This window comes from Halobacillus sp. B23F22_5, from assembly GCF_043497085.1.
In the GTDB taxonomy this organism is placed as follows: Bacteria; Bacillota; Bacilli; order Bacillales; family Halobacillaceae; genus Thalassobacillus.
This window is the reverse complement of record NZ_JBIEKI010000009.1, coordinates 48,593-64,305: the sequence shown is the minus strand read 5'-3', so window position 1 is coordinate 64,305 and position 15,713 is coordinate 48,593. Positions and strand designations below refer to the sequence as shown.

General features: G+C 43.4%; 16 protein-coding genes and 1 pseudogene. 7 read left to right on the top strand and 10 right to left on the bottom strand.

The window, feature by feature from the left end; genetic code table 11:
• The first annotated feature begins 5 nt into the window (after positions 1-5).
• On the top strand, positions 6-743 hold the full coding sequence (locus ACGTN9_RS12995; protein WP_499593420.1) for an amino acid ABC transporter ATP-binding protein: 738 nt from the start codon (positions 6-8) through the stop codon (positions 741-743).
• Between the two features lie 213 nt (positions 744-956).
• Positions 957-1,718, top strand: coding sequence for a sporulation protein (locus ACGTN9_RS12990; protein ID WP_499593419.1), 762 nt, complete (start codon positions 957-959; stop codon positions 1,716-1,718).
• Positions 1,719-1,801: 83 nt separating this feature from the next.
• Here the strand turns inward: ACGTN9_RS12990 and ACGTN9_RS12985 are convergent, their stop codons facing one another.
• From ACGTN9_RS12985 to ACGTN9_RS12955, 7 genes are all read right to left on the bottom strand, one after another.
• Positions 1,802-2,107: a hypothetical protein gene (locus ACGTN9_RS12985; RefSeq protein ID WP_499593417.1), complete on the bottom strand. Its 306-nt coding sequence runs from the start codon at positions 2,105-2,107 to the stop codon at positions 1,802-1,804.
• 21 nt (positions 2,108-2,128) lie between these two features.
• Positions 2,129-2,737 (bottom strand): flavin reductase family protein, encoded by a 609-nt coding sequence (locus ACGTN9_RS12980; protein ID WP_499593416.1) that lies wholly within the window; start codon positions 2,735-2,737, stop codon positions 2,129-2,131.
• A gap of 26 nt (positions 2,738-2,763) precedes the next feature.
• Positions 2,764-4,014 carry an MFS transporter gene (locus ACGTN9_RS12975; RefSeq protein WP_499593414.1) on the bottom strand — a complete coding sequence of 417 codons (1,251 nt, stop codon included), beginning with the start codon at positions 4,012-4,014 and terminating at the stop codon, positions 2,764-2,766.
• Positions 4,015-4,071: 57 nt separating this feature from the next.
• A complete protein-coding gene (locus ACGTN9_RS12970; protein ID WP_499593412.1) occupies positions 4,072-5,559 on the bottom strand; it encodes a sodium:solute symporter family protein in 1,488 nt (495 codons plus the stop codon).
• 3 nt (positions 5,560-5,562) lie between these two features.
• Positions 5,563-5,814 (bottom strand): hypothetical protein, encoded by a 252-nt coding sequence (locus ACGTN9_RS12965; RefSeq protein WP_499593410.1) that lies wholly within the window; start codon positions 5,812-5,814, stop codon positions 5,563-5,565.
• A gap of 74 nt (positions 5,815-5,888) precedes the next feature.
• Positions 5,889-6,809 carry a hydroxymethylglutaryl-CoA lyase gene (locus ACGTN9_RS12960; RefSeq protein WP_499593408.1) on the bottom strand — a complete coding sequence of 307 codons (921 nt, stop codon included), beginning with the start codon at positions 6,807-6,809 and terminating at the stop codon, positions 5,889-5,891.
• 15 nt (positions 6,810-6,824) lie between these two features.
• On the bottom strand, positions 6,825-8,027 hold the full coding sequence (locus tag ACGTN9_RS12955; protein ID WP_499593406.1) for a CaiB/BaiF CoA transferase family protein: 1,203 nt from the start codon (positions 8,025-8,027) through the stop codon (positions 6,825-6,827).
• Between the two features lie 240 nt (positions 8,028-8,267).
• Here ACGTN9_RS12955 and ACGTN9_RS12950 point away from each other — a divergent pair, with 240 nt between their 5' ends.
• The gene (locus tag ACGTN9_RS12950; protein WP_499593404.1) at positions 8,268-8,939 is read left to right on the top strand and encodes a GntR family transcriptional regulator; all 672 of its coding nucleotides are present in this window, start codon (positions 8,268-8,270) and stop codon (positions 8,937-8,939) included.
• A gap of 64 nt (positions 8,940-9,003) precedes the next feature.
• On the opposite strand, the gene ACGTN9_RS12945 is transcribed toward ACGTN9_RS12950, so the two are convergent.
• Positions 9,004-10,833 carry a tetratricopeptide repeat protein gene (locus tag ACGTN9_RS12945; RefSeq protein ID WP_499593545.1) on the bottom strand — a complete coding sequence of 610 codons (1,830 nt, stop codon included), beginning with the start codon at positions 10,831-10,833 and terminating at the stop codon, positions 9,004-9,006.
• A 9-nt stretch (positions 10,834-10,842) separates the two neighbouring features.
• Positions 10,843-10,914, bottom strand: a pseudogene (locus tag ACGTN9_RS12940) (SEC-C metal-binding domain-containing protein); the annotation flags it as partial.
• Positions 10,915-11,438: 524 nt separating this feature from the next.
• Between ACGTN9_RS12940 and ACGTN9_RS12935 the strand changes: the two are divergent.
• Positions 11,439-12,326 carry a glycine betaine ABC transporter substrate-binding protein gene (locus tag ACGTN9_RS12935; protein ID WP_499593403.1) on the top strand — a complete coding sequence of 296 codons (888 nt, stop codon included), beginning with the start codon at positions 11,439-11,441 and terminating at the stop codon, positions 12,324-12,326.
• A 347-nt stretch (positions 12,327-12,673) separates the two neighbouring features.
• Here the strand turns inward: ACGTN9_RS12935 and ACGTN9_RS12930 are convergent, their stop codons facing one another.
• Positions 12,674-12,880 carry a hypothetical protein gene (locus ACGTN9_RS12930; RefSeq protein WP_499593401.1) on the bottom strand — a complete coding sequence of 69 codons (207 nt, stop codon included), beginning with the start codon at positions 12,878-12,880 and terminating at the stop codon, positions 12,674-12,676.
• A 355-nt stretch (positions 12,881-13,235) separates the two neighbouring features.
• Here ACGTN9_RS12930 and ACGTN9_RS12925 point away from each other — a divergent pair, with 355 nt between their 5' ends.
• The 3 genes from ACGTN9_RS12925 to ACGTN9_RS12915 are packed head-to-tail and all read left to right on the top strand — an operon-like array spanning position 13,236 to position 15,444.
• Complete coding sequence (locus tag ACGTN9_RS12925) at positions 13,236-13,862, top strand: TetR/AcrR family transcriptional regulator (RefSeq protein WP_499593399.1); 627 nt, start codon at positions 13,236-13,238, stop codon at positions 13,860-13,862.
• Between the two features lie 59 nt (positions 13,863-13,921).
• The gene (locus tag ACGTN9_RS12920; protein WP_499593398.1) at positions 13,922-14,158 is read left to right on the top strand and encodes a ferredoxin; all 237 of its coding nucleotides are present in this window, start codon (positions 13,922-13,924) and stop codon (positions 14,156-14,158) included.
• 56 nt (positions 14,159-14,214) lie between these two features.
• Positions 14,215-15,444, top strand: coding sequence for a cytochrome P450 (locus ACGTN9_RS12915; protein WP_499593397.1), 1,230 nt, complete (start codon positions 14,215-14,217; stop codon positions 15,442-15,444).
• Positions 15,445-15,713: the final 269 nt, after the last annotated feature.

Below are 15,713 nucleotides of genomic sequence, written 5' to 3'. Positions count from 1 at the left end.
CAACTATGCTATCAATTAAAAACCTTCATAAACAATTTGGTGACTTAGTCGTATTAAACGGCATCGAATTGAAAGTCGAAACTGGCAAAGTTGTCGTCGTTATTGGCCCATCCGGTTCAGGTAAAACAACTTTGCTAAGGTGTCTAAATGTACTGGAGACCCCTAATCAAGGGGAACTGCAGATAAATAATCAAACACTCGATTTCTCCACCAAAGTTACCAAAAAAAATATTCAATCCTTTCGCAAACAGACCGGAATGGTATTTCAGACCTATAACCTCTTCCCGCATAAAACAGCGATCGAAAATGTGATGGAAGGACCGGTCATTGTCCAGAACGTCAAGAAACAGAAAGCTCGCGAAAAAGCCAGACAACTATTGGAAAAAGTAGGGTTAGGCGACAAAATGGACTACTACCCGTTCCAGCTTTCCGGAGGACAGCAACAACGCGTAGGAATCGCCAGGGCACTTGCGATGGAACCAGAGGTCATGTTATTCGATGAACCCACCTCAGCCCTGGATCCTGAACTTATCGGGGAAGTATTGCAAGTCATGAAAGAATTAGCAGAAGAAGGCATGACCATGGTCGTCGTCACGCACGAAATGGGATTTGCCAGAGATGTAGCGGATGAAGTCATTTTCATGGAAGGCGGTCACATCGTGGAACGCGGCCACCCGGCTGAAATGTTCTCCCATCCCTCAAATGAAAGAACAAAAGAATTCTTAAATCTATTGAGTGAGTAAGTAGAATGCTCTCCATTGACACTTCCTCCTTACTCATTCGGATGCTTCACACATTAGAAAAACTTGGCTACCCGCCAAGTTTTTTTTAATCAGGAGTATCAGAAGTCATAGCCATTCCATTCTAACGCTATCGTTTGAGAGCGGCACTTTTTTTAGCAAAGATGAACCTTTTTGCTGAATTCATTCGTATAATCAAGAAGAGGAGGAGATGTCATGTTTAAAAAATTATTAGCAAGCGTAGGCGTTGGCGCTGCAAAGGTTGATACCCAATTAGAAAAAGACCACTTTGTCCCAGGGGAAGATGTGCATGGTAAAGTGGTCATCCAAGGTGGAGATGTCGAACAATCCATCGACTCCATCCACATTTTCCTCATGACAGAAGCCATCCGTGAAGTGGATGACCGGAAAGTGACAGAAAAAGTGGATTTACAGAAGTATCCGATTGCCAATCAGGTAACCATACAGGCAGGAGAAACAAAAGAACTTCCCTTTTCTATCAAACTTCCTTACCACGTACCTGCCTCACTTGGGAAACTTCCGATTTGGTTTGAGACAGGAGTAGACATTCCAATGGCTCTCGACCCTGAAGATAGAGATCCAATCAGAGTAGCCCCTCACCCATACATTGAAAAAGTGCTGAATGCACTGGATAATAACTTAGGCTTTCACCTTAGAAAAGTGGAAATGGAAGCATCTAAACGATTCGGCTATGTGCAGGAATTTGAATTCACCCCAGGTGGAGAATATCGTTCTTATTTAGATGAATTAGAAGTGATCTTCTTCTTACAGGAGAATCACGTGGATGTCATGCTGGAAGTAGACCGCCGTGCCCGAGGACTGGGAGGATTGTTTGCTGAAGCTTTGGAAATCGACGAAAGCAGAGCGAAAGTTACGCTTACCAGCCAGGAACTGAATGGACCATTAGATGCTGTTGCCCGTAAGCTGAAACAGACGATCGATCAATATAAAAAATAAGCACCCTTGACTTAATAAATGAAAAAGCCTAACCCCCCACACAATGTCATTAACTGTAGTTGGGGGTCAGGTACTTTTTGTGATTATACGATTTTTTCCTTCGGCAACTCCTGCCAGCCATGAGCTTCGAGGTGGTCGATGTAGCTTCGAACTTCTATATTTTCTACTTCAATCGCGAGTGGTGATAAAGAGACCCAGCATGCATCAACAGCATAATTGAGCGTCACCTTGGCCACCTCATAACCATTGTGGAATTCCGGATGAAATCCTGGATCATCGATGATGTCACCTTTCACAGGACGGATGTCAGATTCATAGGTTTTCGTCATAGCTTTCGATACATCCGGTTTATTTAATGAAGAAATAAAAATAATCAGATGGATGTGCATAGGGAATCTCCTTCTACAAAACTATTTCAAATCGCTTTTCGGAAGTGTGAAAAAGTCCCTGCTTTCGCTGAACTGGCTGGCCAGCCGGCCGAGCGGACGCAGAGTTTCCAAGTTCACTTTATAGGCTTCCTGATAACATTCTTTTTTAATATGATACATTACCATCTCGCCAATCACTAAATGATCGCTGCCGAGTGGGATGATTTGATGCAGCCGGCACTCCATTTGAATCGGTGCTTCCTGCACACGCATTGGTTTCACGAGTTCACTGGCAACAGGAGTGAGCCCCGCTTCTTCAAATTCATCAACTTCGCTCGGGAGGTTGTCGGCCGTTTTTTGCAATTCATTCCCTAATGGGGTGGTCGCTATGTTGATGACGAATTCCACTGTATTCCGGATATTGGTCAGCGTATCTTTGACCGTCCCAGTCCGCTCGCCAACTCCCGGACCAACCGAAATACAAAGCATCGGCGGATTTCTCGAAGCAACGGTAAAAAAGCTGTAGGGAGCCAGGTTCAATACATTATCATTTGAAATGGTCGACACCCAGGCAATCGGACGTGGTACGACAGCTCCCGATAATAGTTTATATACTTGGTTTGTTTCCAGTTCAGTTGGATTGAATTTCACTGTTTCATGGCTCCTTTCCTATTCTATTAATGACTCCGAGCGGATTGCTGCTCTTTTTTCAACTTATTCAGGAGGGTTAATAACATCATGACAATTACCATCAAGAATGAGATCAACAGCCAGCCAAATGTATACCCTTGCGTCTGGTCGACGACGAGCCCAAACAATGGAGGCAGAAAAATAACTCCCATGGATCCGAGCGTAATACTGAACCCGCTTGATAGACCGGCCTGCTCTTTCGGTACCAGTTCAGAAGCGAGATTCATCCAGATACCATTGAAACCGGACACAGCAAACCCAAACACAAAAAACAATGGAACAAGCAGTCCATAAGGCGTTCCCGATGGTAAAAATGCCACAACCGCACTGGCGATCAGCGTGATTGTCACAATGATGGCCATCACTTTCAGCCGCTCCCCGCCAAAGACACGGTCACTGATGACACCCCAGCCGATCCGTCCAACCGAACCACCCACCTCGGAAACGACAAGCAACAGGCCGGCTAAGACTAGATTGATGCCGAGCTGTTCATAGGTAAACAGAACAAGGTATGTATTCAAAGCCATCTGCGAGCCATTGATTCCCATCGCACACAGGCTGATCAACAGCAATGCTTTGTTTTTTGTCATCGCGGCTATCGATTTGAATGTACTCTCTGGCACCGCTTTAACGGCATGCTTCTCCTGCTCAGGATCCCGGTAAAGAAAATAAGCAATAACTCCCGTAACAATCAGCACGATACAAGCGAGCAACACGACAATTCTCCAGCCGTGTGTCTCAGCCAAAGGCAATAATAAAATGGCCGCTAAGGTCGACCCGAAGGTGATACCCATCTGCTTGATGCCCATCGCAGTCCCTCTTTGTTTTTGCACATGCCAGTAGACGATCCCACGATTGGTGGTCGGATGCATCCCGCCATAGCCGATCCCGCCAATCATAATCAACAGCAATACCAATACATAGTTATGCTGCAGGGTCATCAATAAAAAGCTGACACCTAACGTCACCGACATTACCATCAATAGTGGCCTGGAGCCGAAGCGATCCGCTAAGAAACCAGTCGGAATAGAGGCAACCGCCTGCCCCAGGAACAGGGCAGACGGAAGCAGTCCGACTTGTGCTTTTGTCAACGAAAGATCCTCTTCAATCAGTACACCAAGCGGTCCGAGGCTGCGCCCGATGAACGCCACCATAATTTGCGCCATCAAGAGCCACAGAAGCATTCGCCACGGTTCGGACCTGTTCGCTGGTGTGAGTGTTGTTGCAGGTTTTTCCATTGTGCTTCATCTCTTTTCTATCAAACTGCTATAAATAGAGACTAAACCTATTTAATGTTACATGCCAATGACTTGCTTCGCTTCTTTTTCCTCAACGACGGAAACACTCATAACCAGGCTTCCTACTACACAGATACCTATGTTGACAAGCAGACCCCATAAGCCATTTGCAACACCAAAATAGGAAAGACCGAACAACGTCATTGAGGATGCGATGATCGTACCGACAAGCATACCGGCAAAGACGGCTTTTGAATGAAGCCGGTTCCAGTACAGCCCGAGGATTAGTCCAGGAGCTATTTGAACCAGCAGCTCAAATTTCAGAACGAATATCTGATACAGGGTTCCAGGCGGGAACCAGGCAACCAATATCAATATTCCGACAGCCACAAGCCCTACTAATTTTCCAACCAACAGCTTCTTCTTCTCGGGAGCTTCCGGATTGATATAGCTTCCGTACAAGTCGTTAGAAATAATCGATGAAAATGTGAGCAACACGGAATCAGCAGTTGACACAATCGCTGCAATGACACCGCCAAATAAGAGAACCATTGCCCAATAGAAAACGACGTTCTGACTCGCGACTGCACTGGCCATCATCCCTACCAGCTGTTCCGATTCGGACTCCGTCAAACCAGGATAAGCATTGATCCCGATGATACCGATAACGAATACCACACCGGCAGTAAGGAACGGCATCCAGGCCATTCTGCTGAAAGACTTCTTCAGCGTACGCTCACTTTTTGCAGAAAATATCCGCTGGATGGCGTGAGGATAAACGGCTGCTCCAATTCCTATAAGAACCAGTAAACTAAACCAATTTACTACAGCGGGACCATCAGGAACACCTAACTTTTCCGGAGAGTAGGCTTGCATATAATCCGCTGACGTTGGTAAGCCGCCAAAATAAACGATAGAACCGATCAACAGCATGAACACACCAAATAACAGCGCTATCCCCTGCATCGTATCTGTATAGGCCACCGAACGCATTCCACCAAGCCAGCCATAGATGACCATGATAATGACGAAAAAAACGACGCCTACCTGATAAGGAATCGTGCCGCCCGTCAAACCGGATACACCCTGGCCGATTGCTACAAGCTGCTCCAGCAAGTAATTACCCAGTCCATAAAGCATCAATAACGCAGCAAGAATCGTTACCGCTTTTGACTTGTAACGCTTTTCAAACCACTGGGCGGGCGTTATGAGTTTGTATTTTTTTCCAAGTCTGTATAATCGGGGAGCGAACAATAAGTATGCCATAATGATTGTGATAAAAAATGGAACAGATACTAAGTATTCATAGCCCATCCGGTAAGCGGATGGTGGATAACCGACGACGGTATTACCACTGTATTGTGTGGCAAAAAAAGTGAAGAACAGGACCATGACACCCAGCCCTCTTCCGCCAAGGTAATATTCATCGAGACTTTGGTGGATATGTCGGTTGCGCAAATAAGTAACAACACCGACGCCAAGCATGATTAACCCATACATAGCAAGAATCAAAATACCGGACCAACCTGAGAATGCTAATTCCATAATTTATTTCGCTCCTTTCTGTTCGGCTTCTTCCTCATCTTCTTCCAACATCCAATGATACTTCATCACATATGACAGATAAGCAGACAATAATAACGACGAAATAATGATAATCACAGCCCAAAGCGGGACTCCGTACACGAGTATTTCACCAAAGCTCTCCGGGAAATACCACGGTGTGATCATCGCTAGTAATATTCCTAATATGATCCAGATCCTCGGGTTTTTGATCGGTTCTCTTTTTTCAGTTGACATACATGATGCCTCCTCTTATTTCAAAATTTTCAGATAGATAAGGATAAAAAAAGATAGGTGTGACTGAATTCTTCTTATTTAGAATGCGCTGGACTAGTATGTAAGTCCGTGATTTTCCCCGCTTTAATGACCTGTCCTGGCACTTCGTGGCCTACTAAGGTTTCAAGTTGTTTGGATAGCGCAATCAGCTTATCCAAATCAGCATTCATTTCATAGCTCATAAAAGTAAGCATGTGGACAAGATCTTCAGTGCAAATATTCCCGGTTGCCCCCGGAGCGAATGGACAGCCGCCCAATCCACCTAGCGAAGCATCGTACCTTGATACGCCTGCCCGGATTCCTTCGATGACGTTAGCGAGCCCCATCCCTCTTGTATTATGAAAATGAAGGGTTATCGGGAGATCAGGCCAGCGCTCCAGCACTTTTTCACAAAGATCATGTACCTGATTCGGGGTCGCCATCCCTGTCGTATCGGCAAGAGTGATACCACTTGCACCAAGATCAAGATAGCTTTCCGCCAGCTCCAGGACTCGCTTCTCATCAATCGAACCTTCAAACGGGCATCCGAATGTCGTGGCAAGTGTTCCATTGATGGTAATACCTGTGCCGGAAAGGTAATCCGCAATTTCTTTAAAGCTGGCAAATGACTCATCGACAGTTCTTCTTACATTTTTTCTGTTATGGGTTTCACTGACAGAAGCAACGAGGTTAACCTCATCAGCCCGACACGCTGCCGCTCGCTCAGCTCCTCTGACGTTCGGAATTAACGTCGTGTAAGTGACCCCATCCTTACGCTTGATTCCACTCATCACTTCCTCAGCATCGCGCAAATTCGGAATCGCTTTTGGGGAAACGAATGAGGTCACTTCGATTTTGTCCACACCCGAATCACTCAGCCTGTCAATCAACGCGATTTTTTCATCCGTCGGTATAAACCGCTCTTCCATCTGGAAGCCGTCCCTCGTTGCTACTTCCTGAATAAAAATCCGTGTCACGCCTTCTCCTCCTTTCTAAATGATACCGTGTGCTTTCAATGCGGCGATTTTTTCTTCATCATACGTCAGCCAGTCTTTCATCACTTCTTCTGTGTGCTGTCCTAGCTCCGGTCCAAGCCACTTCGTCTCTCCTGGAGTTTCACTCATCTTTGGCACCACCCCAGGAATCTTCAACGACTCTTCTTTATTGAGCTGGAAGTTCTGAATCATTTTCCTGCTCAAGTAATGTGGATCATTGACGATATCTTCAATGCTGTAAATTGGTCCGGCAGGTACGCGAGCTTCATCGAGTTTTTCTAAAGCGGTTTCAAAATCAACTGTTTTTGTCCATGCCTCAATCACTTCATCGAGAAAATCAGCATCAGCCGCACGGCCGCTGTTGCTCTGGTAGCGCTCATCCTCCCCAAGCTCTGGACGTCCCACTACTTCCATCAGCCGTTTGAAAATTGCATCGCCATTACCACCGATGACCACGTATTTACCATCCCTGCATTTGTATGTATTCGATGGTGCGATGCCTGGCAAGGAGGTCCCTGTACGTTCGCGGACAGCGCCAACTTTATCAAATTCAGGAAGCGCACCTTCCAACAGACTGAACACAGCTTCGTACAGTGCCACATCAATCACCTGTCCTTTACCTGTACCATTCACATCGCGATGATAGATCGCCATCATCGCACCGATCACGGCATACATAGCAGCAACAGAATCCCCAAGGCTGACCCCAACCCGCGTTGGCGCCTGACCCGGATAACCGGTCAGGTGACGAAGGCCTCCCATCGATTCTCCGACACTGCCAAAGCCCGGCTTGTCACGATACGGTCCGGTCTGGCCATAGCCAGAAACTCTCACCATAATCAGACCCGGATTGATGGCAGACAATTCATCATAGCCAAGGTTCCATTTTTCCAGCGTGCCTGGTCGGAAGTTTTCGATGAGGATATCGCATTCTTTGATCAAAGACTTGATGATTTCCTGCCCTTCTTCACTTTTCAGATCCACAGTGATCGACTTCTTGTTTCTCGACTGGAGTCTCCACCATAACGACGTCCCTTCATACACGTGCCTCCAGTCCCGGAGTGGATCACCTTTTTTCGGCGGTTCCACTTTGATGACATCCGCCCCGTTCTCAGCCATCAGTCTTCCTGCGAATGGTCCGGCAATCAAGCTTCCCATCTCCAATACTTTGACACCTTCTAAACTTTGCACATCCAACACCCCTTTATCGATGATAGCTACTTCTCTAATGCTGTCTTGGTAACGCTTTCTTTCTTGCTGAAAATATAATAATTTTCTGAATGTTGTGTTATATCCTAACAGTTTGTATACAAACTTTCAACATAGTCTATGAAAATAGTGGAAAATAAGCTTAAATTACCCTCTTTTGTATACAAGTACCTATATGTGATTGAATGAAGCTATCTGTTTGTATACAATGAATGCAGGGGAGGTTAGTCCATGACAGTTTATGAATCAATTAAACGCTCCATCATCCATGGAGAGTTTCCGCCAAAAATGCGGCTGACAGAAGAATACTTAGCAAATAAACTAAAGACTAGCCGGACACCGATCCGGGAAGCGCTGAAACAATTAGAGTCCGAGGGGCTGACGGTTTCCATGAAACGGGGCGTACGCGTCCGCCATTTCACTAAAAAAGACATCCAGCAAATCTATGACCTGCGAACACTTCTGGAAGGATACGCAGCTGCCCAGGCAGCCATCCATCGTAACGAAAATGATCTTGAAAATATACGCCTCGCCAACGACTCCTATGATCAGGCGATCGACAGTTATATCAAAAATGGGGAGACGACGATTGAGAATATTCTGGATATCAATCATCAATTCCATAACGCCGTCATCAAAGCTTCTCAGAACCTGCACATTTATTCCCATATTTCCAAAGTAGTCGTTGTTCCATTAATATTCCGTTCCTTCTACTGGTTTAACGAGGAGCAGTTGAGACGTTCCCTCGATGCTCACAAAACTCTTCTCCAAGCAATCGAAGAACAAGATATGGAACGAGCCCGTGTCGCCATGCATGAACATATTTACCACGGAAGAGATGAAGTATTAAAACAGATGGATACGATTGATGAGCAGTATTCATATGGAGAAATTGTCCAATAAATACTCCTATAAAAAACCCCGGGATAACCATTTTCTGGTTTTCCCGGGGTAGTATTATTGTATTTCAGTCCGGTAGAGGGATAGAATCCCAGAGATTTTTATTTCGATGATAATAGACGATAGCTTCTTCCAGAGATCCTGGTGTATACTGGTCCGGTATTTCTTCAGGAAGCTCAATCTTCCCTGTAATGAAACTCATGACATACATGTTATTCTCAAATGCTCTGTCCAGCGTATCCTTTATTTCTTCATAAGAGCTTCCTTCTAAAATTTCAATTAACACTGTTGCATAGTACAAGTCCACCGTATGATCTTCCGGATAATTCTCCAAAAGCTCTCGCGCCTTCTTTACCTGTCTTTGTTCTAAATATAACGTCATCAGTTTAAAGCGTATCCCCTGGTTATCATTCGGGTTATAATTCAATAGATACTCATACTCATTGATCGCTTTATCTACTTCCCCTTTTCCCCTATAAAAATCAGCCAGCGCTTCTTGTGCGCGGAGGGTCGGACGTGCTTCGATATCCCCCCAGACACTTCCGTCTTCATCAACGTCTTCCCACACCGCACGCAAGGAACGAAGCCCACTATTCAATGCCTTTAACAAGCCTGTTTCTATTTTCAAATCATCCTCTTCCATTTGGGCCTGGAGGACGAGCGCATCAATATTGTATTCATCATAAGCTAACGCTTCGTTGACGAGCTTCTCTTTTAAGTCAACATCCTCGGTTTGCATCGCATCATAAGCAAGTATTTGGGCTTGTTCCTGGTCATTGGCAGGGATAAAAGGCTCATGTTGCATTTCGGTCATAAAGCGGTTGATTTCATCTGTACTGGTAAGCCCTGACGCTTCGATCTTCTTGTGCATTTCATAAATGCTTTTCTCCATGTCGACATTTTTGCCCGGTTCCACATTACGAGGTATAGGCTCTGGCTGGTCCCCCATCTTCTCATCCATCAGTTCAAAAATGAAGTCTTCAAACTCATCAAACCTGCGTACAATACTCCCGGTACTGACACGGTATTTTTCAGCTATCTGCTTTTGCGTGACATCGTAGTCCTCCAACTCAAAAAATGGCGTGGCTACCATGAAATATTCCAGCGCAGCAGCAAGAACAGCCGGTTTTCTGATTTGGGGGCGGTGCTCCTGGCAAAAACTGTGCCAGAAGTGTTTAAGACCATGATAGCCCTCTGCCTGTTGCACGTGAGGGGAAACATGTTCATCAAGAAGCGCCAGTACATCCAATTCCTCCGGCCTTCCATCCCACATATCCTGCACGGAATCCGGCGCATCAAAAACCCAATGTTCAACTTCCTGTACAAAATTCTCTTTTATATAGTCAGACATCGAGGTGTTAATATCGTTCTGTTTCATCCGCTCCTCGAGCTGTTGGATATAATGATCTTTGACGGCCCCACTGCCCGGTATCGCGAGCGGGCGGAAATTGTACATTTCTCCCCAGTTCAATAATAACCCGATATAAAAAGGAACCTCTTCGAAGACTTCCTTATCTACCGGAATACATGCCTTATCAATGCGGTACTGATTATTATTGAAATAATCGCTGATCACCACAATGCTTTCGGATTCCATTTTTTCCAGACGGAAAATACCAGGAATGCCATTTTCCCAATCCTCCACCGCTTTTCTCGTCGCAGGACGAACGATATTTTTCTTTCGTTTCGCCAGAAAATGTTGATAAGGTGTCCTATCATCTTTCTGCTTTTCAAAAATGCCGCGATAAAGCAGGCTCAACAAGAACAGGAAATACTCTTCATCCGTTTTAGGATCCCGGTGAGGCAACAAGTAAGGATAATAATCTAACATATATTCCTGGAACTGTTGTTGAAAGTTTGCCAGTTCTTCCTCTACCTGCTGCGTAGGAAAAGACACTACATTCGTTTTCCCACAGCACTTTTTATATTTCTTCCCGCTCCCACATGGACACGGATCATTTCTTCCTACCTTCTCCACTTAGTTCACTCGCCTTCCTTTATTTCTTGTTAAAACAAGCGTAATAGAAAGCGAAAAAATGTACAACACCCACGTCTTACCCACAAACAGCACTTTGATCAGAAGAACTATTTTCTGGTTCTCCTGGGGTATTGTTACATGGAATAAATCCTTCTGTTTACGCAGCATAAGTTAGTAAGAAGTTTTCAGGAAAAACATTAATTTTAACCAGGATGTTTGTGACAGCAACATCAACAGCCATCTGTGTGAGATATTATCACGATCTCCCCTTGACATTTCATCTGAACGCGTTAACATAAAGTATGTAAAAAACGTTTAAAAATTATTTAACAAACTATTTGATTCATTTTCTTATGTATCTGTGATAGTCCAATAATGCGTAAAACTACCGGGTCCAGTAAAGCGTGCGTGACTACATAAGAAATGAGTTTTTGTTTCGTGTTATTGTTAAAATATTTCCAAACAATTTTAACGTTTGAAATATTTTGATTTAATATAAATTAATCAAAGGGGAGTTTTTCTTAATGAAGAGTTGGAAAAAAGCACTTAGTTTAATTTTAGTACTGATAGTGGGTGCTATCTTAACTGCATGCGGCAGCTCTGATGAAGCATCAGATAAAGAGCAGGCAGAGGCAAGTAATGAAGAAATTACGATTGGTCAAATTAACTGGGCTGAAAATATTGCTGTGACAAATATGTGGAAGGTTATTTTAGAAGAAAAAGGTTATAGCGTGAAGTTAAATAACGTGGACATGGGTACAACGATGAAAGCTTTAGAAAGTGGCGACCTGGATGCCAGTCTGGAAGTTTGGTTACCAGTCCAGGATGCTAATTATCTGAAGGAATATAAAGATACGGTCAATTTCTCTGAAGCTACCTGGTACGACAATGCGAAAGTAGGCCTCGTCGTTCCGACATACGTAGAAGAAGTAAATAGTGTCGAAGACCTGAAAAAACATAAAGAAAAGTTTGAGGGAGAAATTGTCGGTTTTGATCCTGGCGCGGGTACGATGGAAGTGACGGAACAATTACTGAAAGATTACGATCTGGATTATGAATTACTGCCAAGCTCTGAGCCGGCGATGATAGCTGAGATTGGAAAAGCCATCGAGAATAAAGAACCAATCGTGGCGCCGCTCTGGAGTCCTCACTGGGTATTCTCAAAATATGATTTAAAATTCCTCGAAGATCCAAAGAAAACATACGGTGGCGTGGAAAAAATCCACCATGCGACCAGACAAGGATTTGCGGAAGATTATCCGAAAGTCAGCGAATGGATGAAAAATTGGAAGATGAATGACCAGCAAATCGCTGAACTGATCGACTATGTCGAAAGTGCCGATCAACCACTAGATGGTGCTAAGAAATGGGTCGAAGAAAACCAGGAATTAGTAGATGAATGGGTAAAATAAAGATAGTAAAAGCTAGTCTCTTATTTTTCGAGAGACTAGCTTTTTTGTATCCTATCCTTCCATGTAAAGTAGAGACCATTATTCATTAGTAAAATGAGCGATATAATAGTAAACTTATTTCCAATTATGGAAGAGCTCCGTTAGCATAATAAGTGATAGACACTATTCAGCTATCGCCTCCTTTACATGAAGAATCGATATCAAGATATAAACAAATGTTTTCTCTTTTTCTAGACTGTATGTACTAATAGGATCAAGATAAACTGTCCTTTTTAAGACTTAACCATAAATAATACTGCTTATGCTTTGACCAAATACTTTGAGACTCGAACTCCTGATATCCTAATTTATATATCTGAACGTTTTTTATTAAAGAAATTTGACGTGATTACCATCAATAATCCTATTACTATCATTGGAGTAGATGCCGATTCTAACAATTTTGGTTTACCTTTGATATCAATAAATTCACTAAATGCAAATCCAGCAGCAAAAATCCACAAACCTAAATAAACAAGCCATTTTCCTGTTGTGGTTTTCCTCTTTGATAACATCAACATTCTCCTCTCTCTCGGACGCATCACGCATCTTACTCTTGAAAAGCCCCCTATTGTTGAACACTCAGTACTGAGATAAATATTCTTAACCTAAGAAAAGTAATCCAAAATATAATAAACTCATACTGAGTAAGACAATAGAAAAAGTACTTATTGCTAGCAACTCCTTTGCCCAAATATTCTTTTCTACCCAGTAGCTAATCCCAGGTCCCTATGTAAAGAGGCGCCTTTTAATTTTCCCAAAAAACTCACCACTAATTGCCCATTGAGCAATAATGCTTAATATGCAAAAATACTAAATATAAATGACTTTACTAATTCAAATTTCATTTAAAAAGGAGAGCGGGGTTTAATGCGAAAACCAGGTTTGCGTGAAATAAAAAAAGAAGCTACAGCCCATGCGTTGGCTGATGCAGCCTTTGAGTTGGCGCTCGAACGAGGATTAGATGGATTCACAATTGAGGATGTCGTTCAACTCGCCGTTTACTCCAGAAGAACATTCGCCAATCACTTCTCATGCAAGGAAGAAGCAGTGGCGACCGCTGCTTTGTGCTTTAAAAATACTCAGGAGGCAGAGAATCTGATGGCACGTTTGCCAAGAGATACTTCTCCTCTCGATGTGATGTACCATTTGATGAAGATGCAGCTGACAGTAGACCATTTTCGAAAAATAAGGGAACTTGCATCGCTTTCAAGAAAAAATCCGTCGCTCGTGCCCTATATTCTCAACGCTTTACAACAATTGAAAATATCAGCCCGACAGAACTTAAATCAGTTCTCAAGTGGACATTACTCCGAAGAACATACACACCTTCTTGTCGGGGCGGTTTACGGTGCCATGATGCCTTTATACGACGGTAGCCTTAAGATCATACTCCCAGATGATGATCCATCTGAAGTATCTGGAGCTATACCATACAATCAATTTTTGGACACGGTATTTAATTATTTGCGAAACGGTTTTTATAAAAGTTGGTGAATTGCCCCGCTGAGAGTTAAAACGCACCCTAAGCAGCAAGATTAAATGGAGGTGTAGATATGGCTAAATATGCCATCATTGATCGTGAAGCATGCATTGGCTGTGGAAGTTGTGAAGCAATAGCCCCCGATATTTTCGAACTTGATGAAGAGACGTTAGCGTTTGTGAAGCTAGATCAGAACAGGGGCTCTTCCTCCATACCACTGGACAAAGTGGAGGCTTTAGAAGAAGCTGTGGAGGATTGCCCTACAGAAGCAATAAGAGTGTCTGACCAGCCTTTTAATAAGGAAGATTAGCTTGACGATAAAGGCAGTGGACCCTTCAATTTTAAAATTAAAGGAGAGAAAGCTTAATGGCTAAAGAAATCATTTCCTTGCAAGACGTAAAAAACTTCGAGACACGTTCGGAAGAATTTTTCCCGTTGGATTGGTATAAAGAAATGCTTTCTTCCCATCCTGTTTATTTTCATGAAGGCACAAATACATGGCATGTTTTTAAATATGAACATGTGAAAGAGGTGCTGTCTAATTATGAAGTTTTTTCAGTGGAAGGTCCCAGAAGCGCCATTCCTGTAGGCGCAAATAACGAAGAAGGAACACTGCCTGATAATACCAACATCATGGTCGATCCTCCGGTTCAACGAAAGAGGCGCTCCCTATTATCGGCAGCTTTTACCCCTCGCAGCCTAAAGAATTGGGAGCCTCGGATACAACGAATTGCGACCGAACTTGTTGAAGATATCGAGGAGAATTCCACAGTTGATATCGTACAAGCACTGGCAGCTCCCCTGCCTGGAATGGTGATCGCTGAACTATTCGGGATTCCTATAGAGAATCGGAGACAATTTAAGCAATGGGTCGATGTTCTATTTCAACCCTATGAAAAAGGAAACGAAGAGGAAATTGAAAGGAAGAAACAAGAGGCCGCCAAAGAATATTTCCAATACCTCTACCCTATTGTTGTTGAGAAACGGGCAAACCCATCGGAAGATATTATATCTGATTTAATCAATGCGGAAGTAGACGGGGAGAAGTTTTCCGATGATGAAATTGTACGAGTCTCCATGTTTCTATTAGGGGCAGGAATTGAGACCACCAGTCATGCCCTGGCCAATACGTTTTATTCCTTGCTTTATGATGATCAATCTCTCTATGAAGAGCTCCGAAACGATTTAGAAATGGTTCCCGATGCTGTTGAAGAAATGATTCGGTATCGTTTTCATATATCAAAGAGAGATCGGACCGTGAAACAAGATACTGATGTATTAGGTCTTGACCTTAAAAAAGGGGATGTCGTCGTTGCCTGGATGAGCGCAGCCAATATGGATGAAGAGGTATTTGAAGATCCTTTCACTCTCAATATTCACCGCTCCAATAATAAAAAAAATTTAACCTTTGGTAAAGGGAATCACTTTTGCTTAGGTGCCCCTCTTGCCCGATTAGAAATGAAGCTGGCACTGGAGACATTTTTACAAAAATTCTCCTGCATTGAACCAGTAGAATCATTCGAGCTGGAGAACAATTTAACCGCTTCAGCTCCCGGTCAGTCTTTAGTGCATCTTCCTATGAAGGTCTATCGATAAATTAAAGTAGTAATATCGAAACCCCTGTCCTATTTTGGACAGGGGTAATTTACTTCTCTAACATGCGGCGCTTATGAGGCTGAACTCGTATTTCTTAAAAATACTTTTCGAGCAATTCAACAAATACCAATATCACAGTTCTTGATTTTTCACAATATTTAATTTCAGGATGATTCCATTTAATGGTCCTTTAAATTCTCTCAAAAAACTTATCTCTTACAAAAATAGGAACAAACCAAACCATTATTCCTGGTTTGCCCCCTTTACTT

Coding starts and splice junctions, on each gene's coding strand:
- ACGTN9_RS12995 (WP_499593420.1), top strand. CDS start 6: ATGCTATCAATTAAAAACCTTCATAAACAATTTGGTGACTTAGTCGTA.
- ACGTN9_RS12990 (WP_499593419.1), top strand. CDS start 957: ATGTTTAAAAAATTATTAGCAAGCGTAGGCGTTGGCGCTGCAAAGGTT.
- ACGTN9_RS12985 (WP_499593417.1), bottom strand. CDS start 2,107: ATGCACATCCATCTGATTATTTTTATTTCTTCATTAAATAAACCGGAT.
- ACGTN9_RS12975 (WP_499593414.1), bottom strand. CDS start 4,014: ATGGAAAAACCTGCAACAACACTCACACCAGCGAACAGGTCCGAACCG.
- ACGTN9_RS12970 (WP_499593412.1), bottom strand. CDS start 5,559: ATGGAATTAGCATTCTCAGGTTGGTCCGGTATTTTGATTCTTGCTATG.
- ACGTN9_RS12965 (WP_499593410.1), bottom strand. CDS start 5,814: ATGTCAACTGAAAAAAGAGAACCGATCAAAAACCCGAGGATCTGGATC.
- ACGTN9_RS12950 (WP_499593404.1), top strand. CDS start 8,268: ATGACAGTTTATGAATCAATTAAACGCTCCATCATCCATGGAGAGTTT.
- ACGTN9_RS12935 (WP_499593403.1), top strand. CDS start 11,439: ATGAAGAGTTGGAAAAAAGCACTTAGTTTAATTTTAGTACTGATAGTG.
- ACGTN9_RS12930 (WP_499593401.1), bottom strand. CDS start 12,880: ATGTTATCAAAGAGGAAAACCACAACAGGAAAATGGCTTGTTTATTTA.
- ACGTN9_RS12925 (WP_499593399.1), top strand. CDS start 13,236: ATGCGAAAACCAGGTTTGCGTGAAATAAAAAAAGAAGCTACAGCCCAT.
- ACGTN9_RS12920 (WP_499593398.1), top strand. CDS start 13,922: ATGGCTAAATATGCCATCATTGATCGTGAAGCATGCATTGGCTGTGGA.
- ACGTN9_RS12915 (WP_499593397.1), top strand. CDS start 14,215: ATGGCTAAAGAAATCATTTCCTTGCAAGACGTAAAAAACTTCGAGACA.